This window comes from Halorubrum shenae, from assembly GCF_051194165.1.
Taxonomy (GTDB): Archaea; Halobacteriota; Halobacteria; order Halobacteriales; family Haloferacaceae; genus Halorubrum.
Map to the genome: position 1 here is coordinate 47,518 of NZ_JBLZNI010000009.1, position 23,381 is coordinate 70,898.

Annotated in this window: 18 protein-coding genes, 1 tRNA gene and 3 pseudogenes; 9 read left to right on the top strand and 13 right to left on the bottom strand. The window is 62.7% G+C overall.

Annotation, left to right across the window (positions count from 1 at the left end; genetic code table 11):
• Positions 1–297: 297 nt before the first annotated feature.
• From argF to ACNS88_RS11755, 9 genes are all read right to left on the bottom strand, one after another.
• On the bottom strand, positions 298–1,197 hold the full coding sequence (gene argF, locus ACNS88_RS11715; RefSeq protein WP_435097658.1) for an ornithine carbamoyltransferase: 900 nt from the start codon (positions 1,195–1,197) through the stop codon (positions 298–300).
• A gap of 143 nt (positions 1,198–1,340) precedes the next feature.
• A complete protein-coding gene (locus ACNS88_RS11720; RefSeq protein WP_435097661.1) occupies positions 1,341–2,501 on the bottom strand; it encodes a [LysW]-lysine hydrolase in 1,161 nt (386 codons plus the stop codon).
• A complete protein-coding gene (locus ACNS88_RS11725) occupies positions 2,501–3,628 on the bottom strand; it encodes an aspartate aminotransferase family protein (protein WP_435097664.1) in 1,128 nt (375 codons plus the stop codon). The genes ACNS88_RS11720 and ACNS88_RS11725 overlap by 1 nt, the downstream gene beginning before the upstream one ends.
• Complete coding sequence (locus ACNS88_RS11730) at positions 3,625–4,557, bottom strand: acetylglutamate/acetylaminoadipate kinase (RefSeq protein ID WP_435097667.1); 933 nt, start codon at positions 4,555–4,557, stop codon at positions 3,625–3,627. The genes ACNS88_RS11725 and ACNS88_RS11730 overlap by 4 nt, the downstream gene beginning before the upstream one ends.
• Positions 4,554–5,603, bottom strand: a complete 1,050-nt coding sequence (argC, locus tag ACNS88_RS11735) for an N-acetyl-gamma-glutamyl-phosphate reductase (protein ID WP_435097670.1) — start codon at positions 5,601–5,603, stop codon at positions 4,554–4,556. Before argC ends, ACNS88_RS11730 begins: the two co-directional genes overlap by 4 nt.
• Entirely contained in the window at positions 5,600–6,532 is a 933-nt protein-coding gene (lysX, locus tag ACNS88_RS11740; protein WP_435097673.1) for a lysine biosynthesis protein LysX, read from the bottom strand. Before lysX ends, argC begins: the two co-directional genes overlap by 4 nt.
• A gap of 41 nt (positions 6,533–6,573) precedes the next feature.
• On the bottom strand, positions 6,574–6,762 hold the full coding sequence (gene lysW, locus ACNS88_RS11745) for a lysine biosynthesis protein LysW (protein ID WP_004047516.1): 189 nt from the start codon (positions 6,760–6,762) through the stop codon (positions 6,574–6,576).
• A 251-nt stretch (positions 6,763–7,013) separates the two neighbouring features.
• A complete protein-coding gene (gene argH / locus ACNS88_RS11750; RefSeq protein WP_435097677.1) occupies positions 7,014–8,522 on the bottom strand; it encodes an argininosuccinate lyase in 1,509 nt (502 codons plus the stop codon).
• Positions 8,523–9,761, bottom strand: coding sequence for an argininosuccinate synthase (locus ACNS88_RS11755; RefSeq protein WP_435097680.1), 1,239 nt, complete (start codon positions 9,759–9,761; stop codon positions 8,523–8,525). It abuts the gene before it with no gap.
• 538 nt (positions 9,762–10,299) lie between these two features.
• Here ACNS88_RS11755 and tnpA point away from each other — a divergent pair.
• On the top strand, positions 10,300–10,707 hold the full coding sequence (gene tnpA / locus ACNS88_RS11760) for an IS200/IS605 family transposase (RefSeq protein WP_435097682.1): 408 nt from the start codon (positions 10,300–10,302) through the stop codon (positions 10,705–10,707).
• Positions 10,707–12,008 carry an RNA-guided endonuclease InsQ/TnpB family protein gene (locus ACNS88_RS11765; RefSeq protein WP_435097685.1) on the top strand — a complete coding sequence of 434 codons (1,302 nt, stop codon included), beginning with the start codon at positions 10,707–10,709 and terminating at the stop codon, positions 12,006–12,008. The genes tnpA and ACNS88_RS11765 overlap by 1 nt, the downstream gene beginning before the upstream one ends.
• A gap of 11 nt (positions 12,009–12,019) precedes the next feature.
• On the opposite strand, the gene ACNS88_RS11770 is transcribed toward ACNS88_RS11765, so the two are convergent.
• Positions 12,020–14,104: a PAS domain-containing protein gene (locus ACNS88_RS11770; protein ID WP_435097688.1), complete on the bottom strand. Its 2,085-nt coding sequence runs from the start codon at positions 14,102–14,104 to the stop codon at positions 12,020–12,022.
• Between the two features lie 584 nt (positions 14,105–14,688).
• On the opposite strand from ACNS88_RS11770, the pseudogene ACNS88_RS11775 reads away from it, so the two are divergent.
• Together ACNS88_RS11775 and ACNS88_RS11780 are read left to right on the top strand one after the other, a co-directional pair.
• A pseudogene (locus tag ACNS88_RS11775) lies at positions 14,689–15,717 on the top strand (Cdc6/Cdc18 family protein); the annotation flags it as partial.
• Positions 15,718–15,814: 97 nt separating this feature from the next.
• Positions 15,815–16,684: a DNA adenine methylase gene (locus ACNS88_RS11780; RefSeq protein WP_435097691.1), complete on the top strand. Its 870-nt coding sequence runs from the start codon at positions 15,815–15,817 to the stop codon at positions 16,682–16,684.
• Between the two features lie 15 nt (positions 16,685–16,699).
• Here ACNS88_RS11780 and ACNS88_RS11785 read toward each other — a convergent pair whose 3' ends face one another.
• Positions 16,700–17,737 (bottom strand): restriction endonuclease, encoded by a 1,038-nt coding sequence (locus tag ACNS88_RS11785; protein WP_435097694.1) that lies wholly within the window; start codon positions 17,735–17,737, stop codon positions 16,700–16,702.
• A gap of 252 nt (positions 17,738–17,989) precedes the next feature.
• On the opposite strand from ACNS88_RS11785, the gene ACNS88_RS11790 reads away from it, so the two are divergent.
• The 5 genes and pseudogenes from ACNS88_RS11790 (at position 17,990) to ACNS88_RS11810 (ending at position 22,198) form a co-directional block, all read left to right on the top strand.
• The gene (locus tag ACNS88_RS11790; RefSeq protein WP_435097697.1) at positions 17,990–18,478 is read left to right on the top strand and encodes a type II toxin-antitoxin system death-on-curing family toxin; all 489 of its coding nucleotides are present in this window, start codon (positions 17,990–17,992) and stop codon (positions 18,476–18,478) included.
• Between the two features lie 25 nt (positions 18,479–18,503).
• Positions 18,504–18,644, top strand: coding sequence for a hypothetical protein (locus ACNS88_RS11795; protein ID WP_435097700.1), 141 nt, complete (start codon positions 18,504–18,506; stop codon positions 18,642–18,644).
• Positions 18,645–19,050: 406 nt separating this feature from the next.
• A pseudogene (locus ACNS88_RS11800) lies at positions 19,051–19,449 on the top strand (aconitate hydratase); the annotation flags it as partial.
• A 119-nt stretch (positions 19,450–19,568) separates the two neighbouring features.
• Entirely contained in the window at positions 19,569–19,964 is a 396-nt protein-coding gene (locus ACNS88_RS11805) for a hypothetical protein (protein WP_435097703.1), read from the top strand.
• A gap of 218 nt (positions 19,965–20,182) precedes the next feature.
• On the top strand, positions 20,183–22,198 hold the full coding sequence (locus ACNS88_RS11810) for a copper-translocating P-type ATPase (protein WP_435097885.1): 2,016 nt from the start codon (positions 20,183–20,185) through the stop codon (positions 22,196–22,198).
• A gap of 11 nt (positions 22,199–22,209) precedes the next feature.
• On the opposite strand, the pseudogene ACNS88_RS11815 reads toward ACNS88_RS11810, so the two are convergent.
• Positions 22,210–22,847: pseudogene (locus ACNS88_RS11815) on the bottom strand (IS6 family transposase).
• A 222-nt stretch (positions 22,848–23,069) separates the two neighbouring features.
• Positions 23,070–23,142 (bottom strand) — tRNA-Arg (locus ACNS88_RS11820).
• Positions 23,143–23,381 lie beyond the last annotated feature (239 nt).

Consider the following 23,381-nt stretch of genomic DNA (forward strand, 5'->3'; position numbering starts at 1 on the left):
TGCGGCGATTACACCGACACATTTCTTATCAAGTATTACCCAAATTATTACCATTAATTGCCTCTTAAATGCTCTACTGGGATATATACAAATCGGTAGGTCGTCTAATCTTGATACCGTACGGCGACAGATCGGCTTCCTCAGGCGTCGCTACGCGCTCTCGATTTATGTAGATAGTATACTATGCAGTGTGAGGGCAATCGACTATTCACTAGTCATTAACTCCAACATGGGTTTGGCTAAAACCGCACATCTATTTATAAATGGGTTCGCCGTCCGACCGAACCCGCTCCGCCCTCACTCCCCGCCGAGCAGTTCGACGAGCAGCGCGTTCTGCGCGTGCATCCGGTTTTCGGCCTGGTCCCAGACGAGCGCGCGGTCGGACTCCAGTACGTCGTCGGTGACCTCCTCGCCGCGGTGCGCGGGGAGACAGTGCATCACCTTCGCGTCGGTGCCGGCGAGCAGGTCGTCGTTCACCTGGAACCCCTCGAAGGCGGCCAACTTCTCCTCGCGTTCGTCTTCCTGCCCCATCGAGATCCACACGTCGGTGTAGACGACGTCGGCGCCGTCGACCACGGCCTCTGGGTCGGTCGTCGGCTCCACGTCGGCACCGAACTCCGCGGCGCGGTCGAAGACGTGCGGGTCCATCCCGTACTCTGCGGGGGTCGCCACGTCGACGTCGATCCCGGCCATCGCCGCGCCGACGACGAACGACTGCCCGACGTTGTTGCCGTCGCCGACCCACGCGACCGTCGCGTCCTCGCCGACCGTCTCCCGGATCGTGAGGAGATCGGCGAGCGTCTGGCAGGGGTGCGCCTCGTCGGTGAGCCCGTTGATCACGGGGCAGTCGGCGTACTCGGCGAGCGTCTCGACGTCTTCGTGGTCGAACAGACGGGCCATCACCCCGTCGACGTAGCGGCCGAGCACGCGCGCGGTATCTTTCAGGGGCTCGCCGTGGCCCAGTTGGATATCGTCGGGACCGAGGAACATCGCGTGACCGCCGAGTCGGGTCATCCCCGTCTCGAAGGAGACGCGGGTTCGCGTCGAGGGCTTCTCGAAGATCATCCCGAGCGTCGCGTCCCCGAGTCGGGGGGTGGTCTCGCCCGCCTTCATCGCGGCAGCGCGATCGAGCAGGGCGTCCAGTTCGGTCGGCGTCACGTCGTCGATGTCGAGGAAGTCGTCGGTAGCGAGTGGCATAGTAGGTGGATCGTGAGTGTAGCGGTGGTGTCGGTCGGTGTCGATGAGCGGTGGTGCCGTCGAGTCGTGGTGGTGAGGTCAGTCGTCGGCCGCGAAACGGATCGGTTCAAAAGGAGGCGGCGTCACGGTCGGTGCCGTGACGCCTACGGTCGGTCCCGGCAGACGTCGCTCAACACGGTCGTCGCGCGGTCCAGTTCGGAGAGGGGAAGCCGCTCGTCGGGCGCGTGGTCGAGATCGGAGTTCCCGGGGCCGTAGGTGACCATCGGGCAGTCCCACGCGGCCGCGAACAGGTTCATGTCGCTCGTCCCGGTCTTCCGCAGCAGGCGGACGTCGCCGCCGGCGCCGCGGATCGCGACGCGGAACGCCCGGGCCAGCTCCGTCCGCGGGCTCTCCATCACCGGCGGGATCGGCTCCTTCCAGTGGACCGAGCCGGTGAACAGCTCCGTCTCGGCCAGCTCGTGAATCTCGTCGACCGTCCGGTTCGGGGGGACGCGGAGCTGCACGTCCATCGTCGCCTCGACGGCCAGTCCGTCGTCGGTGAGCCCGCCGTCGACGGAGACGGGCTTGGTCGTCACCTGCTCGAAGACGGGCGTGTCCGAATCGGTGGGCTCGAACGTCTCCTCGACGTCGTGCCACCAGTCGATCGCGTGCTGGATCGCGTTCGGCTCCGGGCGCGAGGTGTGCCCGGACTCGCTCGTGTTCACGTACGTGCCCGCGAGGAACCCGCGGTAGCCGAGCGTGACCCCGTCCCAGCCGGAGGGCTCGCCGTTCACCACGGCCTCGGGCGCGTCGCGGTCCTCGACGAGGAACCGGGCGCCCCGCGAGTTCGTCTCCTCGCCGGCGACGCCGACGAACGAGACGCCCGTCTGGACCGCCGCGACCGCCATCGCGACGAGCGGGCCGGTGGCGTCAACGGTCCCGCGTCCCCAGAGGACGGGCTCGCCCGGCTCGCCGACCCCGTCCTCGGCCGCGGGCTTCACCTCGACCGGGATGTCGCCCGGGACGGTGTCGACGTGGGAGGTCAACAGGACGGCGTCGCTGGCGGGCGCGCGGACGTTGCCGACCTCGTCGATCCACGCCTCCCGGCCGTTGGCCTCGAAGAAGTCGACGAGGCGCTTCGCGGCCTGCTCCTCCTCGCCGGACGGCGAGGGGATAGAGACCATGTCGTACAGCAGCTTGCGGGCCGGCGTGTCGCAGGCCTCGGGGTAGCCGCCGCCCGCGACCACGTCGGTCCCGGGCGCGGACGAGTCTGTGGCAGATTCGGTCGCCGCGTCGTCCGCCTCACGCTCCTTCCCGGTCGACATCACCCGATCACCTCGGCGAGCGCGTCGACCACGGCGTCGGCGTGCTCGCGCTCGATCGTCAGCGGCGGGAGCAGGCGCAACACGGTGCGGCCCGCCGGCAGCGCGAGCACCTGGTGGTCGATCGCCAGATCGCGCAGCAGCCGATTCGATCCGCGCTTCACCTCGATGCCGATCATCAGGCCGTCGCCGCGCACGTCGCGGACCTCGTCGCCGAGGCGCTCCTCGACCTGCCCGCGGATGTACGACCCCATCTCGTCAGCGTGCGCTGGGAGGTCCTCGCGTTCGATCACGTCGAGGGTCGCCCCGGCGGCCGCGGAGACGACGGGGCCGCCGGAGAACGTCGAGCCGTGGTTCCCGGAGTCCTCGGCGATCCAGTCGCGGCACAGCGTCGCGCCGATCGGGAGCCCGCTGCCGAGCCCCTTCGCGGTCGTGAGGATGTCGGGCACCACGTCGTGGCGGTCCGCGGCCCACAGCGAGCCGGTGCGACCGAGCCCGGTCTGGATTTCGTCCAGTATCATCGCCGCGCCCGACGTCGCCGTCGCGACGCGAACCGCCTGCAGGTACTCGGTGTCGACGGGGTTGATCCCGCCTTCGCCCTGCAGGGGCTCCAAGATGACCGCCGCGGTCTCGTCGTCTATCGCCTCGCGCATCGCGTCGGCGTCGCCGTAGTCGACGAACTCGACGCCGCCGGCGAGCGGCTCGAACCCCTGCTTGTACTTCTGCTTCCACGTGGTTGCGAGCGCGCCCATCGTCCGACCGTGGAACCCTTGCTTCGTCGCGATTATCTTCTCGCGGCCCGTCGCGTGTCGGGCGAACTTCAGGGCGGCCTCGTTGGCCTCCGTCCCGGAGTTACAGAGCCAGACGTTGTCGACGTCGACCGGGCCGGTCTCGGCGAGGCGCTCGTACAGCGCCGTCCGCGCCGCGTGCGGGTACGACGCTTGGACGTACATGAGCTCCTCCAGCTGGCTCGTCGCGGCGTCGACGACCTCGGGGTGGCAGTGGCCGACCGGCGTGCAGGCGTAGCTCGCGCCGAAGTCGAGGTACTCGGTCCCGTTGGTGTCCGTGACGTGGACGCCGTCGCCGGAGGCGATCTCGATCGGCTTCTCGGAGAAGACGAAGCCGCTCATGCGGTCTCACCCTCCGTGTCGGCCGTCGCATCGTCACCGTCGTTCGCCTTGTCGCCGTCCTCCGCGTCGTTTCCGAGCGCCGGCCGCTCGATCGTCGTCCCCGCGCCGCCGAGCGCGGCGACGATGGGGTCGTTGACGTTCGCGTCGGCGACGACGACGCGGCCGGAGCCGCCAGAGAGCGCCTCTTTCGCGGCCATCACCTTCTTTCCCATGAACCCCTCGGCGGCGGCTTCGACCGCCGCCAGTTCGTCGGGCGTCGCCGCCGACTCGATCAGCGTGTCGGGGTCGTCGGGGTCCGCGTACACGCCGGCCACGTCCGTCAGCAGGACGAGGTCGGCGCCGAGCGCACCCGCGACCGCGGCGGCCGCCCGGTCTGCGTCGGTGTTAACTGGCGTGACGCCGCCGTCGCTCTCCTCCCCCTCCATCGGGGGCGAGACGACGGGCGTGTAGCCGTCGGCGAGGAGCCCGTCCAGCAGGTCAGCGTTCACCGACTCGATCCGACCGGAGTGCTCGCCGCGGCGGATCTTCTTCTTGCCGTCCTCAACCACGCGGACCGCCGACTTGCGCGGCCCGGACAGGATCCCGCCGTCGACGCCCGAGAGGCCGACCGCGTCGACGCCGGCCTCGCGGAACAGTGCGGTCAGCTCGGTGTTGAGCTTGCCCGCCATCGCCATCGTGAACGCCTCCATCGTCTCGGCGTCGGTGAACCGGCCCGTGACGCCGGAGGCGGACTCGACGTACTCGGGCACCATCCCGAGCCGTTCGATGACCTCGTCGACGACGGTCGAGCCGCCGTGGACGACGACGACCTTGCGGCCGTTGGCCGCGAGATGGGCCACGTCGCCGACCGCGCCGGCCGGGTCGACCGCCTTCGCGCCGCCGATCTTGACGACGACGGGCGGTTCGTCGGGACTCTCGGTTCCGCTCATGGCGACCCCACGGGATGCAGTCCCTGGAACTCCAAGCCGGCGTCTTCGGGCAGCCCGAGGGCGACGTTCGCCGCGTGGACCGCCTGTCCGGCGGAGCCTTTGGTCATGTTGTCGATCGCCGAGAAGACGACGATGCGCCGGTTGCCGGGATCGAGTTCGAAGCCGACCTCGCCGTAGTTGGTGCCGGCGACCGCCTTCGGCTCGGGGTAGCGGTAGACGCCGCCCCCACCGGAGACGATCCGCATGAACGGCTCGTCGGCGTACGCGCCGCGGTACGCCTTCCATAGGTCCGCCTTCGAGACGGGCTCGTCGGGGAAGACGTGGCAGGTCGCGCTCGCGCCGCGGACCATCTCGACCGCGTGGACCGTGAAGGAGACGTCGAGCCCGAGGTACGCCTCGATCTCCGCCTCGTGGCGGTGGCCGGTGGGCGCGTACGGGCGGACGACTCCCGAGCGCTCCGGGTGCGAGGAGGCCGCGCCGCCGCCGGCGCCGCCCTCCGAGGATCCCACTTTTACGTCGACGACGACCTCGCCGGTGTCAGGCCCGAGCGCGCCCGCGTCGACGAGGGGCTTGAGCCCGAGGATCGTCGCGGTCGCGTTACAGCCGCCGCCGGCGATCAGGTCGGCGCCGGGGAGGTTCTCGCGGTTGATCTCGGGGAGCGCGTACTCCGCGCGCTCCAGGTACTCGGGCGACTCGTGGCCGTCGTACCACTCGTCGTACAGCTCCGCCTCGGGGAGCCGGAAGTCGGCCGAGAGGTCGACGACGGTGTCGGCGGCCTCGAAGTACTCGTCGATCTGCTCCATCGAGACGCCGTGCGGCGTCGCCGAGAACAGCACGTCGACGGACTCCAGATCGTCGGGGTCCGAGAATCGCAGGTCGAGCCCGCGCAGGTTCGGGTGCGAGCGACCGACGGTCATGTTGTCGGCCGACCGGGACGTGGCCTGTACCACGTCGAAATCGGGATGTCCCGAGAGAATCCGCAGCAGCTCGCCGCCGGTGAAGCCGGTGCCGCCGACGACGCTCGCGGAGTAGGTCTCGTCGGTCATGCCGTGACCTCCTCGCCGTCGTCGTCCGCGGCGTCGTCTGTAGCGTCGTCTGTAGCGTCGTCGTCGGCCGCCGCGGCCGCCTTCGTCTCTAGCCAGTCGACGACCGTCGCGGGCACGTCGACGTCGCTAGCGGCGTCCAGCGCCTTGAACTCGACCGTGTGGTTCACCTCATGGACGGTGTACTCGCCCGAGCCCTCGCCGCCGACTTCCATCAGGTCGACGCCGAGGAGGCCGCCGCCGACCGCCGCCGAGGCGCGCTCGACCAGATCCAGCGCACGGTCGTCGAGGTCGAAGGATTCCGTCTTGCCGCCCTTCGCGGCGTTCGTGAGCCAGTGGTCGGACGACCGGGTCATCGCGGCGACCGGCTCGCCGTCGACCGCCAGCGCGCGGATATCGCGGCCGGGCTTGTCGACGAACTCCTGGATGTAGAACACCTTGTGCTCGTAGTGGCCGAGCGTCTCCTTGTGCTCTAAGATCGCCTCCGCAGCGTTTCGCGAGTCGATCTTCGCCATCAGCCGGCCCCACGAGCCGACGACGGGCTTGAGCACGCAGGGATAGCCGAACGACTCGATGGCCTCCATCGCGGCCTCCTTCGTGAACGCGACCTCCGTCGCCGGGGTCGGGATGTCGGCCTCCGCGAGCGCGAGCGAGTTCTTCGCCTTGTCGGCGCAGATGTCGCCCGTCTCAGGGGAGTTCACCACCGGGACGCCGTAGCTGTCGAGGAACTGGGTCGCGTACAGCGACCGACTCGTCGACAGACAGCGGTCGACGACCAGGTCGAGGTCGGCGACGTTCGCGGTCGTCGACTCGAGCCCGAACCGCTCCTTGCGGACGTCGATCTTCTCGACCTCGTGGCCGCGCTCGCGGAGCTCGCCGAGCAGCAGCTTCTCGTCTTTCCGGATCCGCGAGTAGAGGATCCCTATTTGCATGTCGACCACTCGCGTGTCGCGGTCGTGGCGGTCGTCACCATCTACTCGCCCCAGTCCTCCTCGAGTTCGGGGGCCTCTTCCAACACGACGGGGTCCAGCGAGATGACCTCCAGTTCGGTCCCGGTGACCGGACTGTCGATGATCTCGCCGACCTCGACGTCGGCCGGAAGTTCGATCTCTTCGCCCGTGATCGGGTCCTCTGCCATCACCGGATCGGTGTCGCTCGTCATCGTATCACCTACTCGACCGTGAACCCGCATAAACCCTTCGAACTTGTAATCTAGATTACAAGAAATAGACTCCACGCTAACGGACGTAATCGGTCGTACAACCGCCGTGTGAAATCCGGTGTCAGATTCCAATAATTAGTGTGTCCCCTCGCGGGGACGGCGGCGTCGTCGGCGGTCGCGGGTCGACCGTCGACGGCGCCGGTCGTCGTCGCGGTTGTCGCAGTCGCCGGCCCGTAGCGGTCGGGATTGGCTCACGCATACGAGCTCACCTCCACGTCCAGCAGCTCCGCCGCCGCCGCGAGCGACTCCCGCTCGTCGGCGAGCGCCGCGGCATCGGCATCGATTCCCGCCTCGACGGTCGCGACCTCGTCGCCGACGGCGTCGGGGGCGGGACCCCCGGCGGAATCGCGGCTCGCGACGCTGGCGGCGGGATCGAGCGCGGACTCCACGTCTTCGCGGCTCACGTGCGCCGAGAGGGGCTCGCCCGTCACGTTTCGAGTGGCCTCGTCAACTTTTGCGGCCGCGGCGCCCGGCGAGTCGTCGTCAGAAACGGTCTCGGCGGCGGTCGCGACGATCTCGTGGGCGGTCCGGAAGGGCATGCCGCCCATCGCGAGCAGGTCGGCGACGCCCGTCGCCGTCGAGAACCCCTCGCCCGCGGCGTCCGCGAGCGTCGCCTCGTCCCAGTCGGCGGTCGCGACCGCCCCGGCGGCGACCGCGGTCGCCTCCCGCACGTCGTCGGCGATCTCGAACACGCCCGCGTGGGCGCGTTGAAGGTCGCGGTTGTACGCGCGGGGGAGCCCCTTGAGCAGGCTTAGCGTCCCTGTCGCCTCGCCGATCGCGTCGCCGGCGACGCCGCGGGTCAGCTCCAGCGTGTCCGGGTTCTTCTTCTGGGGCATGATCGAGGAAGTGGAGGAATACGCGTCCGACAGCTCCACGAACCCCTTATTCGAAAAGAGGATCAGGTCCTCTGCGAGCCCTGACAGCGTCGTCGCGAGCGTCGCGCACGCGGTCGCGCCCTCCGCGAGGAAGTCGCGCGACGACGCCGCGTCCGTCGAGTTCCGGACCGTCTCGTCGAACCCGAGCAGCTCCGCGGTCCGGTCGCGGTCGATGTCGAAGGGCGTCCCCGCGAACGCGGCCGCGCCGAGCGGCGACCGGTTCACCCGATCGTACGCGTCGAGCAGTCGCTCGGTGTCGCGGGCGACCCCGCCCTCGTAGGAGAGCAGGTAGTGGGCGACCGTCGTCGGCTGGGCCGGCTGGAGGTGGGTGTACCCGGGCATCACCGTCTCCGTGTGGTCGCTCGCGACCTCGACGAGCGCCTCGCGGAGCCCGATCGTGGCCTCGGCGGCCGCGAGCAGGTCCTCGCGCAGGCGGTAGCGGATGCAGGTCGCCACTTCGTCGTTGCGCGAGCGGGCGGTGTGCATCCGCCCGCCGTCCGGGCCGATCCGGTCGATGACCGCCGTCTCGATCGCCTCGTGAACGTCTTCGCCGTCGGGGAGCGCGCCGTGGTCGGCCGCCTCGACATCGTCCAGGGCGGCGAGGATCTCGCCCGCGACCGCGCTATCGACGATCCCCTGCTCGGCGAGCATCACGGTGTGCGCGCGATCGACCGCGAGGTCGGCCTCGAAGATCGCCGCGTCGGCGGCGAGGCTCGACAGGAACTCGCGGGCGGGGCCGCCGCTGAAGCGGTCGCGGCGGACGGCGGTGCCGGTGGCGTCCGCCGCGTTCGCGTCTGCCGCCGTCTCGGGATCGTCGTCGGTCATTTAGTTCTCGTCGTCTGTCTCGTCCGTCTCGCCGGAGCCGTCCGTCGCCAGCTCGGGCTTCGAGACGCCGGCCTTCACGTCGTTGGCGAGGCGCTCCTGCAGCCCGTGGTACTTCGCGACGCCCGTGGCGTCCTCCTGTGCGATGCCGGCCACGTCCTCGGTGTTGAACGAGGCCATCTCCTCGGAGTAGACGGCGTACTCGGAGTCGCGGGCGACGACGCGGCAGTTACCGCCGGAGACCTTCACCGTCGCCGTCCCCGTCACCACGTCCTGCGTCTCGTCGACGAACGCGTCGAGCGCGTCGACGACGGGGGCGAACACGAGCCCCTGATACGCCTTCTCGGACCACTCCTGCTCGATCCCCTTCTTAAAGGAGCGCTCGTTCTTGGTTAAGACGAGGTCTTCGAGCGCCTGGTGGGCGGTGAGGAGTACGGTCGCGGCCGGGTGTTCGTAGTTCTCGCGCACCTTCAGCCCGAGCATGCGGTCCTCCATCACGTCGGTGCGGCCGATCCCGTAGCCGCCCGCGTATTCGTTGAGGTACTGGATGAGCGGGACGGGGTCCATCGCCTCGCCGTCGACGGCGACCGGGACGCCCTCCTCGAAGGCGATCTCGATCGTGGTCTCGCCGTCCGGCTCGGCGGTCCACTCGTAGATGTCCTCCGGCGGCTGATAGTTCGGGTCCTCCAGCTTGCCGCCCTCGACCGCGCGCGACCAGATGTTCTCGTCGATGGACCAGACGCCGCCGTCGCCGGCCTCGACGGGCAGGTCCTTCTCGGCGGCGTAGTCAATCTCCCACTCGCGGGTGAGCCCGAGTTCGCGGACGGGCGCGATGACTTCCAGGTCGGAGCCGCGCCAGACGGCCTCGAACCGGAGCTGGTCGTTCCCCTTCCCCGTGCAGCCGTGCGCGATGGCGTCACAGCCCTGCTCCTCGGCGACGCCGAGAATCGCCTCGGCGATCACGGGGCGCGCGAGAGCGGTGCCGAGCGGGTAGCCCTGATACGTCGCGTTGGCCTTCACCGCGTCGTAACACAGGTCTGCAAACTCTTCTTTGGCGTCGACGACGTGGATGTCGAGTCCGAGCGCCTCGGCGGTCTCCTCGGCCTCGTCGAACTCCTCGGTCGGCTGCCCGACGTCGACGTTGACGCCGATGACCTCGTCGTAGCCGTACTCCTCCTTTAAGAGCGGTACGCAGACGGTCGTGTCGAGTCCCCCACTGAACGCGAGTGCAACGGTTGCCATTACCGGAGTACAATGGACTCTACCCTTTAAATTCATCGTTTTGAATATTGTAAGAAAGTGGTGTCGGCGACGCTGTCGGAGGACGTAGCTACCACTCTACGGAACGAAACGGCGCGAACGCGACGAGGGAGGAAGGTTACTGGCCCGAGGGGGCCGGTCGTCGCGCCGCGCCGGAAGCCGGTCGCGGCGGTCGGACGCCTCGTCGCGGTCGCGGGGCTCGTCGGCCTCGGAAACGGGCGAGATCGAGACGGGCCTCCGCGATCATCGTCTGTATGTACCCAAGTTTCGATATAAAAGCGTTCCGCAACTGCGTCGAGTCTCAGTCGAACGCGACAGGCTCGCAGCGGGAGCGGACGGCCGGTCGACGCTGGGGTGAATCCGAGCGCCGTGGCGGCCTGTGCGAGACCACGCTGTGGCGGGCTACGGGTCACGGCCCAGATACGGTTAGCCGGTGTGTTATGGGAGTCTTCCGCCAATTTGGCATCCTCCCCGCCCCGAAAGGTGAAGATTTAGGGTAGCATTGTATTGTCCGAACCCAATGGAGTACGACCTCGACTCGGGAGCGCACTCGATGTATTCCCTGCACTACCACCTGATACTCACCACGAAGTATCGGCGCGGAGTGCTAACCGAGGAGCGAACCCAATTCATTCACGAGGTCATCAGCGGGTTCACGGACAACTACGGTGTCGAACTGACGAACCTCGACGGTGAGGACGACCACATACACATCCTCTTCCGGGCGAAGCCAACCACAGACCTCGTGAAGTTTATCAACACGGCCAAGGGCGCGACTGCTCGCCGTATCCGAAACGAGTACGAGGATGAGCTGAAGACCGAACTGTGGGGCGACTCGTTCTGGAACGACTCGTACTGTCTTATCTCGACGGGGCAGGTGTCGCTAGATGTGCTGAAACAGTATGTCGAACACCAGCGGGAGAGCTGATGTACTACGCCTACAAGTATCGCCTCAAGCCGTCCGACGCCCAGCGAGAGGAGTTGGACCGCCACCGCGATATTTGTCGGCAACTGTACAATCACACGCTCTATCGGCTTAACGAGTACCAAGATGAACACGGCGAACTGCCGTCCATGACCACGCTACGGTCGGAACTCCCCGATCTTAAGAAATGGTGGGACGGTCTCTCAGACGTATACTCAAAGGTTCTCCAAACCGTCGTAGAACGGCTGTTCGATAACCTCAACAGCCTCTCCAAACTCAAGGAGAACGGCTACGGCGTCGGGAAACTCAAGTGGAAACCACCACGAGAGTTCCGCAGTTTCACGTACAGTCAGTCTGGCTTCAAGCTCGACAAGAAGGGCGGTCAGACTGTGCTGTCACTCTCGAAACTCGCGGACATTCCGATACGACTCCACCGCAACATCCCCGACGACGCCAACCTCAAGCAGGTCACGGTCAAGAAGGAACCGACGGGCGAGTGGTTCGCCACGTTCGGCGTCCAAATCGACCGTGAACCGCCCGAACCAACCGAAAATCCCGAGAAGTGCGTCGGAATTGACGTGGGGATTCTCAAGTACGCCCACGACACCGACGGCACGGCGGTCGAGTCGCTCGATTTCTCCGACGAGCGTGAACGCTTGGAGCGTGAGCAACGGAAACTCTCGCGCAAACAGCATGGGTCGAACAACTACGAGAAGCAACGGCGTCGAGTCGCGAAGTGTCACGCCGACCTCCGACGGAAGCGCCGCGACTTCTTGCACAAGCTCTCAGCGTACTACGCTCGGGATTACGACCTCGTGGCGGTAGAAGACCTGAACGTGAAGGGGATGATGGAAAGTCCGTCGAACAGCCGCAACACGGCATCTGCCGCGTGGCGAACGTTCCTCTCGTTGCTCGAATACAAGTGCGAGCGTGAAGGGACGCACTTCGTCGTGGTCAACCCGAGAGGGACGACCAAGGAGTGCGCGTCGTGCGGCGTTTCGACCGACAAGCCGTTGTGGGTCCGTGAACACTCCTGTCCCGCCTGCGGGTTTGAGGCGGACAGGGACGCGAACGCGGCGTGGAACATCCTTTCTCGCGGTCTACAAGATGTAGGAGTGGGATACTCCGAATCAACGTCCTCAGAATCGCAGAGCGATTCTGATGTGCGGACGAGAGCTTTGCTCTCGTCAACGCCTGTGGAGACTGCGCTCCCTACGGACACCGATTCGGTGTCTGTAAAGCGCGTCGTGGAAACAGGAAGCCCTACCCTCAAGGAGCGAACGGCGTCAGCCGTGAGCGAGTAGGGTAGGGTAGTTCACGCGTCTCCCCGTTCTTCTCGGTCGTTTTCGAGGTCGATACTGGCCGGAAGGGTCACGTTCTCCATCAGTTTCGCCATCGCCTGATCGCGTTCGACGCTTTCGGTGACGTCCTCTTGGAACCCGACGTAGTTTTTGAGGCGTCCCTGCTCGTCTTTGACCGGCGCGACCGTCAGACGGTTCCAGAACATTGTCCCGCTCTTTCGGTAGTTTCGCAGCGTCTCGGTGACCGGCTCCTGGTCGCGGATCGCTCGGCGGATACGGTCGACCGCCTCCGGATCGGTTCCCTCGCCCTGTGGGTACCGGCAGTTCCGCCCGAGGACCTCGGATTTCTCGTAGCCCGACTGGTCGCAGAACTGGTCGTTCGCGTATATCAACGGGTTGTCGTCGGCGCTGGGGTCGCTGATCGTGATCCCGATCGGTGCGTTGTCCATCGCACGCGTCTTCATCCGGAGTTCGGCCTGCCGCTCGACGCGATCGGTGATGTCGTGTGACACCAAGAGGTGTTGACCGGGAACGATATCGGCGGTCCCGGCGTACTCGAGCATTCGTTCGTGTCCGTCGCTGTCGAAAATCGTCATCGTGTCACGCGTGTTGCCGCTCGCCATGAACGACTCCCACGCGGTCGCGAAATCGAACTCGTCCGGCAGGAACTCGGGGACCGACTGTCCGAGCAGTGCCTCTCTGTCGACGCCGTAGATCTCGGCCGCCGTCGAGTTGGCGTCGATGATCCGTCCGTCGTCGTCGGTGATCACCATCGCGTCGTTCGACTCTTTGAACGCCGCTCGATACTGATCGCGTGCCCGCGTGAGTTCGGGAATCGGGTCCCGGTCCGTCGACGACGGGGTACCGAACGACTCGACGGATGGCTTGCCCGACGATCCGACAGATGCCCCGCCCGACGATCCGGTGGATGCCTCAGCCGACGACTCGGGGGCCCGTGGGATCGAGACGGTCATCGTGGTTCCGCGCCCGGTCACCGTCGACTCGACAGTGCCGCCGTGAGTGGTGACGATCCAGTGGACGAGCCAGAGGCCGAGACCGCTGCCGTGAACGAGCGGCGTTTCGGCCTCGTTTTCGAGCACCTCCCGTTCTTGGGAGGGAAGTCCCGGCCCGTCGTCGGTGACCCGAATCGAAACCGCAGTCGGCGTTTGCTCGATCCCGACGGAGACGGTCGGACTCTCTCCCCCGTGTTTGACGGCGTTTTCGAGCACCTCTCTGAGCGCCTGCTCGAAGCTCGGACGGACCGGGGTGACGACCTCTTCAGTCGCGTCGACGGAGATCGCTGCCGCGGGGGCGTTCTCTTCGACGGTGCCGGCGACACATGCTGCGAGCCTGCTCAGATCGGTCGGCTCCCGTGGGGCCGTCTGATCGATGACTGACTCCAAATCGCGGGCCTTGTCGCCCAACTCGATGAGTTGGTCGACGTTTTCTAAGATCAGGTCACTGTGGGTGTCGGACTCCAGCTGGTCGGCCATCGCCTGCGTGTGGCCCCGGATAACCGTCATATCGTTTCGGAGGTTGTGCCGAAGCACCCGATTGAGAACGGTCGTGAGATTGGTCTGATTACGGAGTTTCCGTTCTTCCCAATCGCGTTGAACCTCGTATCCCAACACTCGTGCGAGGAGGTCGGCAAACAGCAACTCGACGTCGTCGAACGACGTGCTTCGCGGTTCTTCGGAAACGAAACAGACGGTCCCGCGCCGCGTGCCGTCGATCATGAGCGGCGTGCCGAGATAACAGTGACAGCCGAACGTCTGGTAGCCGGGATCGTCTGTCAACCCCTGGGCCGGGAGATCGTGGAGTGCGACCTGCTCGTCGGCCTCGGCCGTTCGTCGACAGTAGGTCGTCGAGAGATCACGGGGGACATGATCCGGGATACCGTCGGGAACATCCGTGCTAACAATCGGGTCCCAGTAATCGAACTGTTCGTCGGTCACCGCGAGGTAGCCGAAATCAGCCGACAGATACTCCGTTCCGAGGTCGAGTGCGTCCGATACCTTCTGCTGAGCGGACACATCTTGGCGGGTGATCTCGTCGAGGCGGCTTCGCGCTGCGGTGACTGTGAGGGTGGCGCTGCTCATCTACGTTCTCCTCCCGTTCGGTGGCAGCCGCCGTCGTATCATGAGATCCGACCGTCGCGGCAGATAATCTGTGTTCGGTCCCGCCGATGACCGTCGTTGTACAGTGGACAGTGAAACGGCGTCAGGACGAGTGTCTCCCTTTTCACTGTCGCGTCCCGCTGTGAGATCGACAGCCGGTGCAAACGCGGAGTGTTGATAGGCACTGTTCAGTCATATGCGTAGAAACCGCTATCAGACGTATAAAGACGAGCTAACGGTGTCGTAAGTGCCCGGCTCACCTGCAACTCACTTACAACTCACCTGCAACTCGGTAGATCGGCTGAAAGTGGGGCACTCACGGAGTGCATCGTTACGGAGAATTGAGGAAAAAGCCTCGCCGTTCACGGAGGGGATGAATCCGACAAACTCTCCACGAACCACGTTCGGCGTGCCGAAAAGATATTTTACGTAACCTGAGACATATCTAACGGTAACCGAGGCGGTCTACCTGCCCCACTAATCGGACAATATCGGGATTCCCTCATTTCAAGCGGAAGACACCCTCTTCCGTGTCGAAATAGGGTGTAGGCAGTCAGGAGTACGCTGATGACTCCGAGATGGACCTCACCGTGGTTCACATCCGTTGTAAGGGCATGGACGGCTCCTATCACGTCCTGACACACCTCGTCAAGCGACTCCGTGAGAAGCGGTTTGGTCCCGGTGAGGAGCTTCCGAGCGGTCACCAGCGGAAGACCCTTCTCAACATGGTGATCGAGAATCTGGAGCAGGTCGGTGGGACGGTCATCGTCGTCCTCGACGAGATCGACGCCATCGGCGACAACGACTACATCCTCTACGAACTCCCGCGATCGAATCCGGACGGGGTCCGTCTCTCGCTCATCGGAATCACGAATGACCTCCAGTTTCGCGAGAATCTCGATGCCGACGTTCGGTCGAGCCTTGGCGAGGACGAGGTTCGTTTTGAACCGTACGATGCCGATCAGCTCCGCAATATTCTCTCACGACGTGCCATCGGTGCCCTCCGAGACACATATTTCGAGGACGACATCGAGGACTACCAGCATCTCCGAAGCGAGATTCTGAGCGACGACACGATCCCGCTTGCCGCGGCGTTAGGCGCACAGGACACGGGAGACGCTCGTGAGGCGATCCGGCTGCTGTTCCGTGCGACCCGGTTCGCCGACGATAGGAGTGAGACGACCGTCACAGAGGAGGACGTGCGCGAAGCACGGGACTTCCTCGAGACGAAGGCCATCGAGTCGGGGATTCAGACGCTCCCGAATCAGCGAATGCTCGCGCTCATGGCGGTCACATATCACGGGATACACGACGATACGCCCGTGACGACGACGCCAATCTACACCCAGTACAAGTCATTCTGTGAGTACGTAGATGTGAACGTTCTCTCGAACCGACGATTCCGCGATCGGCTCAACGATCTCGCCGATACGAACGTGCTCAATAAGCGGCAGGGCCGGGGTCGTGGAGACGAAAACCAGTATTCGCTGGCGGTTGATTTGGATACAGCGCTCGAAAATCTCCCGAAAGAGTCGGAGCGTCTCGGAGATGTAGCAACGGTTCTTCGAGAACAGGGTGGTGTTGCAGGTAACTAACCCACAAGCGCCATATCAACAAGGCTGATCAAGTACCGAGACAGACTGGTACTCTAACGAGACAGTTTTTTGCTAATACCGAGGAGATCTACATTGAATGGTGGAGCCGATCTTAAAATGGGCGGGTGGGAAGCGCCAGCTTCTCTCAGAAATCACGGCGCTGTTTCCGACCACATATGAGGCGTATCACGAACCGTTTGTAGGAGGTGGTGCTGTCTTTTTTCATCAGGATCCCGATGATGGAACGATTAACGATCTGAACACGCGGTTAACTACGTTTTATGAGATCGTTCGAGACCAACCAAATGCTCTCATTGCCGAGAACAACACACACGAGCATACGGAAGAATACTACTACAACGCTCGCTCGGAGTTCAATTCGCTCCTTACCCAGTCAACTCTAACACAGGACAAGCGAGTACGGGAGGCGAGCTTACTATTATACTTGAATCGGACGTGTTTCAACGGATTGTACCGGGAGAACAGTGACGGCGAATTCAACGTCTCTTTCGGACGGTATTCGAATCCGGATTGGATACAAGAGCAGCGGATTCGGAAGGCATCACGTGTTCTCCAAGACACGACAGTGTTCAATACGGATTTCAGCTACGTCGTCGATGAGGCTTCCAGTGACGATCTCGTGTATTTAGATCCGCCGTACGAACCGGTGTCGAAAACCGCGGATTTCAATTCCTATCAGGCGGGCGGATTCGACCGAGAAGACCAACGCCGACTTCGTGATGCCGTGATCGAGCTCACGGAAATGGATGTATCCGTGGTTCTCTCTAACTCCCCGCCAGTCACGGAATTGTACGAAGACCACGACGTATTCTCGATCAGATACGTAGACGCCACTCGTGCGATAAATAGCGATGCCAGTAGTCGGGGGGAAGTCTCGGAAGTACTCATTACGAACGTTCCGGCAGGTGAGCAACGGCGAAAGACTCTCTCCGACTTTACCGAATGAGTCGTCGACGATCGCTTATCGTGGCGTCGACGCGAGGACATATTGTTGATCGGATCCTCGCCCGCTCGTAGTGACTTCAGGAAGGCGGACGAGCCACTGCCCAACTGTTCGGGCGCGTCGACGAGTGGTTGAATTCGAGAGATCTGTTTCGGCAGCAAGGATCTCCGTAATATCACGTCGGGAGAGAGTACCGTCTGCTTCTAATTGAGCGTATACGCGGGAGATAATCTCGACATCACGGATCTGCTGTGTGAGAAGGTCATCCGCGGATTCTCGATTGCCACGATCGAGATATGTTAGGTATTCTTCGCCGAGTCGAGTGAGTCCCCACCGACGGATCGTGTGGTTATCGATTTCGACCTCCTGTTCTTTGTGGAGAAACTGGAGAAGCCACGCGGCAATCCCGTAATAATCGGCTTGCCGCGGATCGAACGTGCCTGCCTCCGTCTGTCTTCGAACGTATTCTGCGATATCGGGCTTGATATCAGAACCCGTTCCAACCGCTCGGACGACGGTGCGCATCACGTCAAAGTTGTCCGCCTGTGGCACCTCTAGCGACGGGATCGTGTCGGTACGCTCCGGCTTCTCGAACGCACTCCAGAACGTGGGATCGAGTTCGTATGATTCGTCGTCTGTCACGACGCCGATACCGCTCTCGATCATGATGTCAGTGAGCTGGTCACCGTCGATCAATCGGATGAAATCTTGGTCGGCGCTTGTCTCTGCTCCGGACGTGAACGAGGACGTCGTGATCACCGTGCCGATGTGATACTGTTGTTCTGAGAGAGCACCTTTAAATCCGCGGAGGGTGCGAGCGCCGACGGTGTTCCCGGTAGCATATTGTTTCGCTTGTACGCCAAGCCGCGCGTGGAACAGTTCTCGATCAATGACGGCGTGAATATCGATCCCACCATCGCCACGGAACGGCGTTAACTCGAGTTCACGAGTTGGCTCTGCACGCTCGATCACCATTTTACAGAGCTGTTCGAACTGCTCGTGGTCGATCTGTAACCCCTTATCAAGCAGTTCCTCTTTTGCCGTCGATGCTCTCATTCAAGATCGAGGTTTTCACGGCTGAACAAAAACCCTCCTGCCAGAGGGAGTATCCACGGTCGACCAAACACGGTCGGATACCTTCCTCCAGAAAGGACAGAAAGCGACGGGCGCTACTTCGACCGTCGAACGAATCGCCCTTCAGGCGTGAGACGGTCGAAATCGACGTCATAAAAACGGTGATTTCTGACATCGCTCATCCGCCTCATTCATAGCAACATCTACACTGGTGCAGTATCGAGGTTGGAGCGAATGGCCGACTCGTTGTGGTACCCGTCCGTCGAAGACGTCGTCGCCATCCACGATGATCTCGTCGCGGAGTACCCCGACACTCCCGCCGGCGTTCGGAACCATGGTGACATCGAATTCGCGTTGAATTACATCGAAGAGGGCAGTTTCGGTTCCACACCGGACCCCATCCACGAGAAGGCGTATCACCTCCTCCGGCTCCTCGTCGCCAATCACCCGTTCGTCGATGCGAACAAACGTACCGCGCTCAACGCGACGGTCGTCTTCTACTTCCTCAACGGGTATCGGTTCGAGTACGACAGCGAAGTGAGAACGATACTGAAAGCGTTCGGCACCGACGAAGCGGCCGTTGATGAGGAGGACACTACCGAGTATTTGCGATCTCACACCGAGGAGCTGGATCTGGTCGGTGAGATCGGGGAGTGGCGAGACGAACTCGTCCGGTACGGGCTAGACCAGTTGATCGGGGATTCCTCGGACCCGAACGATTAACGGGCTTCGAAGCGTCCGTTCAGGCATGGTCACCGAAGAAGGCGCAAAAACGACCTCCCCGCTTGACGACGTGATGGAGGACATCCGGCGGGAACTGATTCGGCGGGTCGCGGCGGACGACAGAGATTCGAACCGAGACGTCTACGACGCTCTCGAAGACGAATAACAAGGACTGTACTGAGCAACTGTTAGTCAAATCCGTTCAGAAAGGTCAATCCGTGATTGACTTTCTCCACTGAGTCCAGTTTGGATGGACGCGAACCCCACCGATGCACTAGGGGCGTTCACCTATCGAACGAAAGCATGCTCCTCGGAGTATTCCGGCCTTTACCCCGCCGCTGTCATGCGATTAGAACGATACGGGCGCGACGGGATTATCACCGCGCGGAGCGGCGTTCCCAACGATTTCGCGGCTGTCGCTCCCTGCCGGCTCGCTTCGCTCGCGGGCGGGGTGCGCTTCCACCAACCGCCCTACTCAGTGCTACGGGGCGGTAGCCTTCCGTCGACCAGGATCAACCACGGAGGGTTCAACATGCTTCTATTGGGTCGTGAGTAGGTCACCAAGCCATCCGGGCACCCCACTCATCGTGATGGCGGGCGAAGAGCTCGGAACCGGGTCGAGTCGTGACTGGGCGGTGAAAGGAACGGACCTACTCGGTGTCCGCGCAACCATCGGCGAGAGTTACGAGCGCATCTACCGCGACAACCTCGTCGGGATAGGTGTTCTCCCCTTACAGTTCGATGACGGCGACTCATGGGAATCTCTCGGACTGGACGGGTCGGAGGTCTTCACAATTCACGGTCTCGATGACGGTCTCGACGTGATGGATGAATTGACCGTTATCGCCGAGCGCGAGGACGGTTCGACTGTCGAGTTCTCGGTCATGGCACAGGTCGGTACGCCGGCCGCCGTGACCTATACCGAACACGGCGGCATCCTCCACTACGTCCTTAGACAGCTACTCACGTAGTAACTCTGCATCTTCGTCTATTCTGTATAATTGGACTTCTGAATACTGCGTTCCGGCTCCGTTCTCGGACGTGTAGATTTGTGGAGAATATTAAATCCGAATAGGTCGTACCGTAGCGTATGATACGGATACTTATCGGCGTCCTCGGAGCTGTTACTGCATTGTTCCCGGACAAGATAGTTGCGCTCTTTGAGAAACCCGCGATCACTAATCCCAGTGAAGGCACCCTAAGGAAATGGGTAAACCCAGCTATACGATCAGAAGGAATTCTGGTAGTCGTGATCTCCCTACTTGGTAGCCGATCGTATGCGTGGATGATGAATCTCACCGGGGCGTTCGGTGCAGTTGTCCTCATGTTCCCCGACCTGTATCGCAAGTTTGCTTCCACGTTCCTCTATGAGCGCCCAGATGCTATCGAATGGAACAAGCAATTTACGACAGGTGTACGAGTTGTCGGCGCAGTATACGTTTTTCTGGCGGTAAAAACGTACAGAGACCGCCACAAGGAGACGTAGGATCATCCACGACCGCATCAGTCTCGCGAATGTTCGGTAGATGCCAGCCTGTTCAGAGGGCGTGTCAACTCACAGTAGCCTCCACGTTGAAGCACCCTCGGTTCAATTGCTCGGTAATGGACGATAAATCCCAAAGGGAGGCCGACGAAGCAGACCACGGCCCACACAGTCAGCATGATGGGCACGACGGACACGACGGACACGACGACCACGGTGGGATGCACGAGGGTCACGAGCGGATGTTCCGTCGCCGCTTCTTTGTGTCTATATTTCTGTCGATCCCAGTTCTCTTGTACAGCGAAACGCTGCAGGAGTGGCTCGGCTTCTCCGTCCCCGCTTTCCCGGGTAGTGAATGGATCAACCCCGTCTTCGCGGTAGTCGTCTTCGCGTACGGTGGGGTTCCGTTCCTCCAGATGGCTGTACCAGAGCTAAAAGACCGATCACCGGGGATGATGACGCTGATCTCGATGGCCATCTCGGTCGCGTTCGTCTACAGCCTCGCGAGCGTGGTCTTCCCTACACAGTCGGCGTTTTTCTGGGAGCTCGTGACGCTGATCGACATCATGTTGCTGGGGCACTGGATCGAAATGCGGTCGGTACGCCGTGCCTCGAGCGCAGTCGACGAGCTAGCGAAGCTGATGCCCGATACCGCCGAGCGGATCACCGACGACGGTGACACCGAGGAAGTCCCGGTAAGCGAACTCTCCGAGGACGACCTCATACTCGTCCGGCCGGGCGCGAGTGTCCCTGCTGACGGTATCGTCGAGGAGGGCGATTCGGACGTTGAGGAGTCGATGATCACGGGCGAGTCGAAACCAGTCTCGAAGGAACCCGGCGACGAGGTTATCGGCGGGACGATCAACGGCGACGGCAGTCTCCGCGTCCGCGTCGGTGCGACGGGCGAGGAGACGACGCTGGCGGGCATCATGCGACTCGTCGAGGAAGCCCAGCAGAGCAAGTCCAAGACGCAGGTGCTGGCCGACAGAGCGGCTGGCTGGCTGTTCTACGTCGCCCTTGGGGCGGCAGTCGTGACAGCAATCGCGTGGACCATCGCGGTTTCGTTCAACGCGACCGTCATCGAGCGCGTTGTCACCGTACTCGTTATTGCCTGCCCGCACGCGCTTGGACTCGCCATCCCGCTGGTCGTCGCCATCAATACGTCACTCGCGGCTCGCAACGGGATGCTCGTCCGCGACCGCATCGCGATGGAAGAGGCACGGAATCTGGACGCCATTATCTTCGATAAGACTGGGACACTCACCGAAGGCGAGCACGGCGTTGTCGACATGGCGACCGTTGAAGGCGTCACCGAAGACGACGCACTCGCGCTGGCGGCGGCCGTCGAGAGCGACTCCGAACACATGATTGCACGGGCTATCCGCGAGGCTGCTGAAGAACGAGATTTCACCGCTCCTAATGCGTCCGGATTTGAGGCGATCAAAGGCCGAGGGGTCCGCGCGAACGTCAATGGAGACGAGGTGTACGTCGGCGGGCCGAATCTGCTGAACCAACTCGACAGCGAGGTTCCTGCCCACCTCCAGCGCTTCGCTGACGAAGCCGGCCAGAACGCCCATACCGTGGTGTATCTCGTTCGCGAAGGAGAGTTGATTGCCGCCTTCGCGATGGCCGACGTAATTCGCGAGGAAAGTTACCGCGTCGTCGAAGCGCTCCACGACCTCGGCGTCGAGGTGGCGATGCTGACTGGTGACTCCCGGGACGTCGCCACCGCCGTCGCCGACGAACTGGGCATCGACACTGTGTTCGCCGAGGTCCTTCCCGAAGATAAGGACGAGAAAGTGCAGGAACTCCAAGACCAGGGCAAGCTCGTGGGGATGGTCGGCGACGGCGTGAACGATGCGCCGGCGCTGACGCGGGCCGATGTCGGTATCGCCATCGGGAGCGGTACCGACGTCGCGGTCCAGTCGGCGGACGTCATCCTCGTCCAGAACAACCCGATGGACGTGGTTCGACTCGTGAAACTCAGCAAGGCGAGCTACCGGAAGATGCAGGAGAACATCGCCTGGGCAGCCGGGTATAATATCTTTGCAATTCCGCTTGCAGCGGGCGTGTTGGCTCCGATCGGGATTCTGCTGTCGCCTGCTGTGGGCGCGATCCTGATGTCGCTGAGTACGGTCATTGTCGCCATCAACGCGCAGTTGCTCCGGCGGGTGGATCTGTCCATCCCCGACCTTCCCGGAGGGACACCACCGACTGATGCCCAACCTGCAGACTAAAATCGATCGCGTTAACTTTGGCGTGAATTGTGGTAGACGGCGACGGCTTCGAGCCAGTCTTGAGCTGTCTGTACCGCAACATTGCCGAAACTATTCGCAAACGATGATGTTCGTCGTTCTATTTATCAAGAGAAATGTTCGATAGCATTCCGATTTCCATGTTGAATGATTTAAAATCGATACCCGTCCTCAGCGAGAACTGGTCCAAGATAGCCTGCGTCATCGACAAGAAATTTCACATCATCGAACTGGTAGCGCCGGTGTAGCTCGGTCAGAAACCAGCGCGTTGTCTGTTTCGTTGCGGTCGGATAGAGGCTTAGGTCAAGAATTTCGTTCGTATGCGGATCAACCGCGCCGTACAGCCAGAATTGCTGACCGTGGAGGCGGATCATCTTTTCGTCAACCGCAAGTTGATCCTCAGAGACGGTCGAGATCGGCTGTAGATCGGCTTTATGAACCCAGTTGTGGATGGCGACGTGACTCCGATCAATTCCGTATTCCTCGAGAAATTTGCTTACATCGCGTAGTGACATACCGGCCAAATGACAGCGGATCCCTACTTTAATCGCCCAGAGTGGCGTTCGACTCGCTCCACAGACGACAAGTCAATCCACGCGATACCATCGTTAAGGCGGTCGAATTCGGTCATAGACACTCAGAACTCGTCCGCCTCATCCTCTAACTTAACGCGACCCGTCATTCGACCCCAATCATTAACACGAATGCCGTTTGGGTTCTTCGCGAATCGACAGACGGCGGGGACCGCCGTCACGGAGCGTGACAAAATCACCCCTCGAAATGAACCCGAAATATCGCCGACCTCGACGCTGTCTGGTGGTTTAATATGTATCCACGGCAAGAGGTTGTGTGACGGGCGCGACGGGATTTGAACCCGCGGCATCTTGGTCCGGAACCAAGTGCTCTGTCCGCTGAGCTACGCGCCCTCACGACCGGCTATCCGCGGCGAGCGTTTAACGCTTCTGACTGCAGTCGTCCGGATCGGTCGACGAGAGGGTGGTCGCTCGCGGCCGTCCCGGCACCGTCGATCGGCTCGCCGAGGTCAAACGACGGGAACTCGAGGGGTGGATCGAGACGTACGAGTCGGCGTCGACGCCTCCGTGCTGCTGTCGCCAACGATGTTCGATGACAAGAGACAGCTCGCAGTCACCTGATATCAGACCCA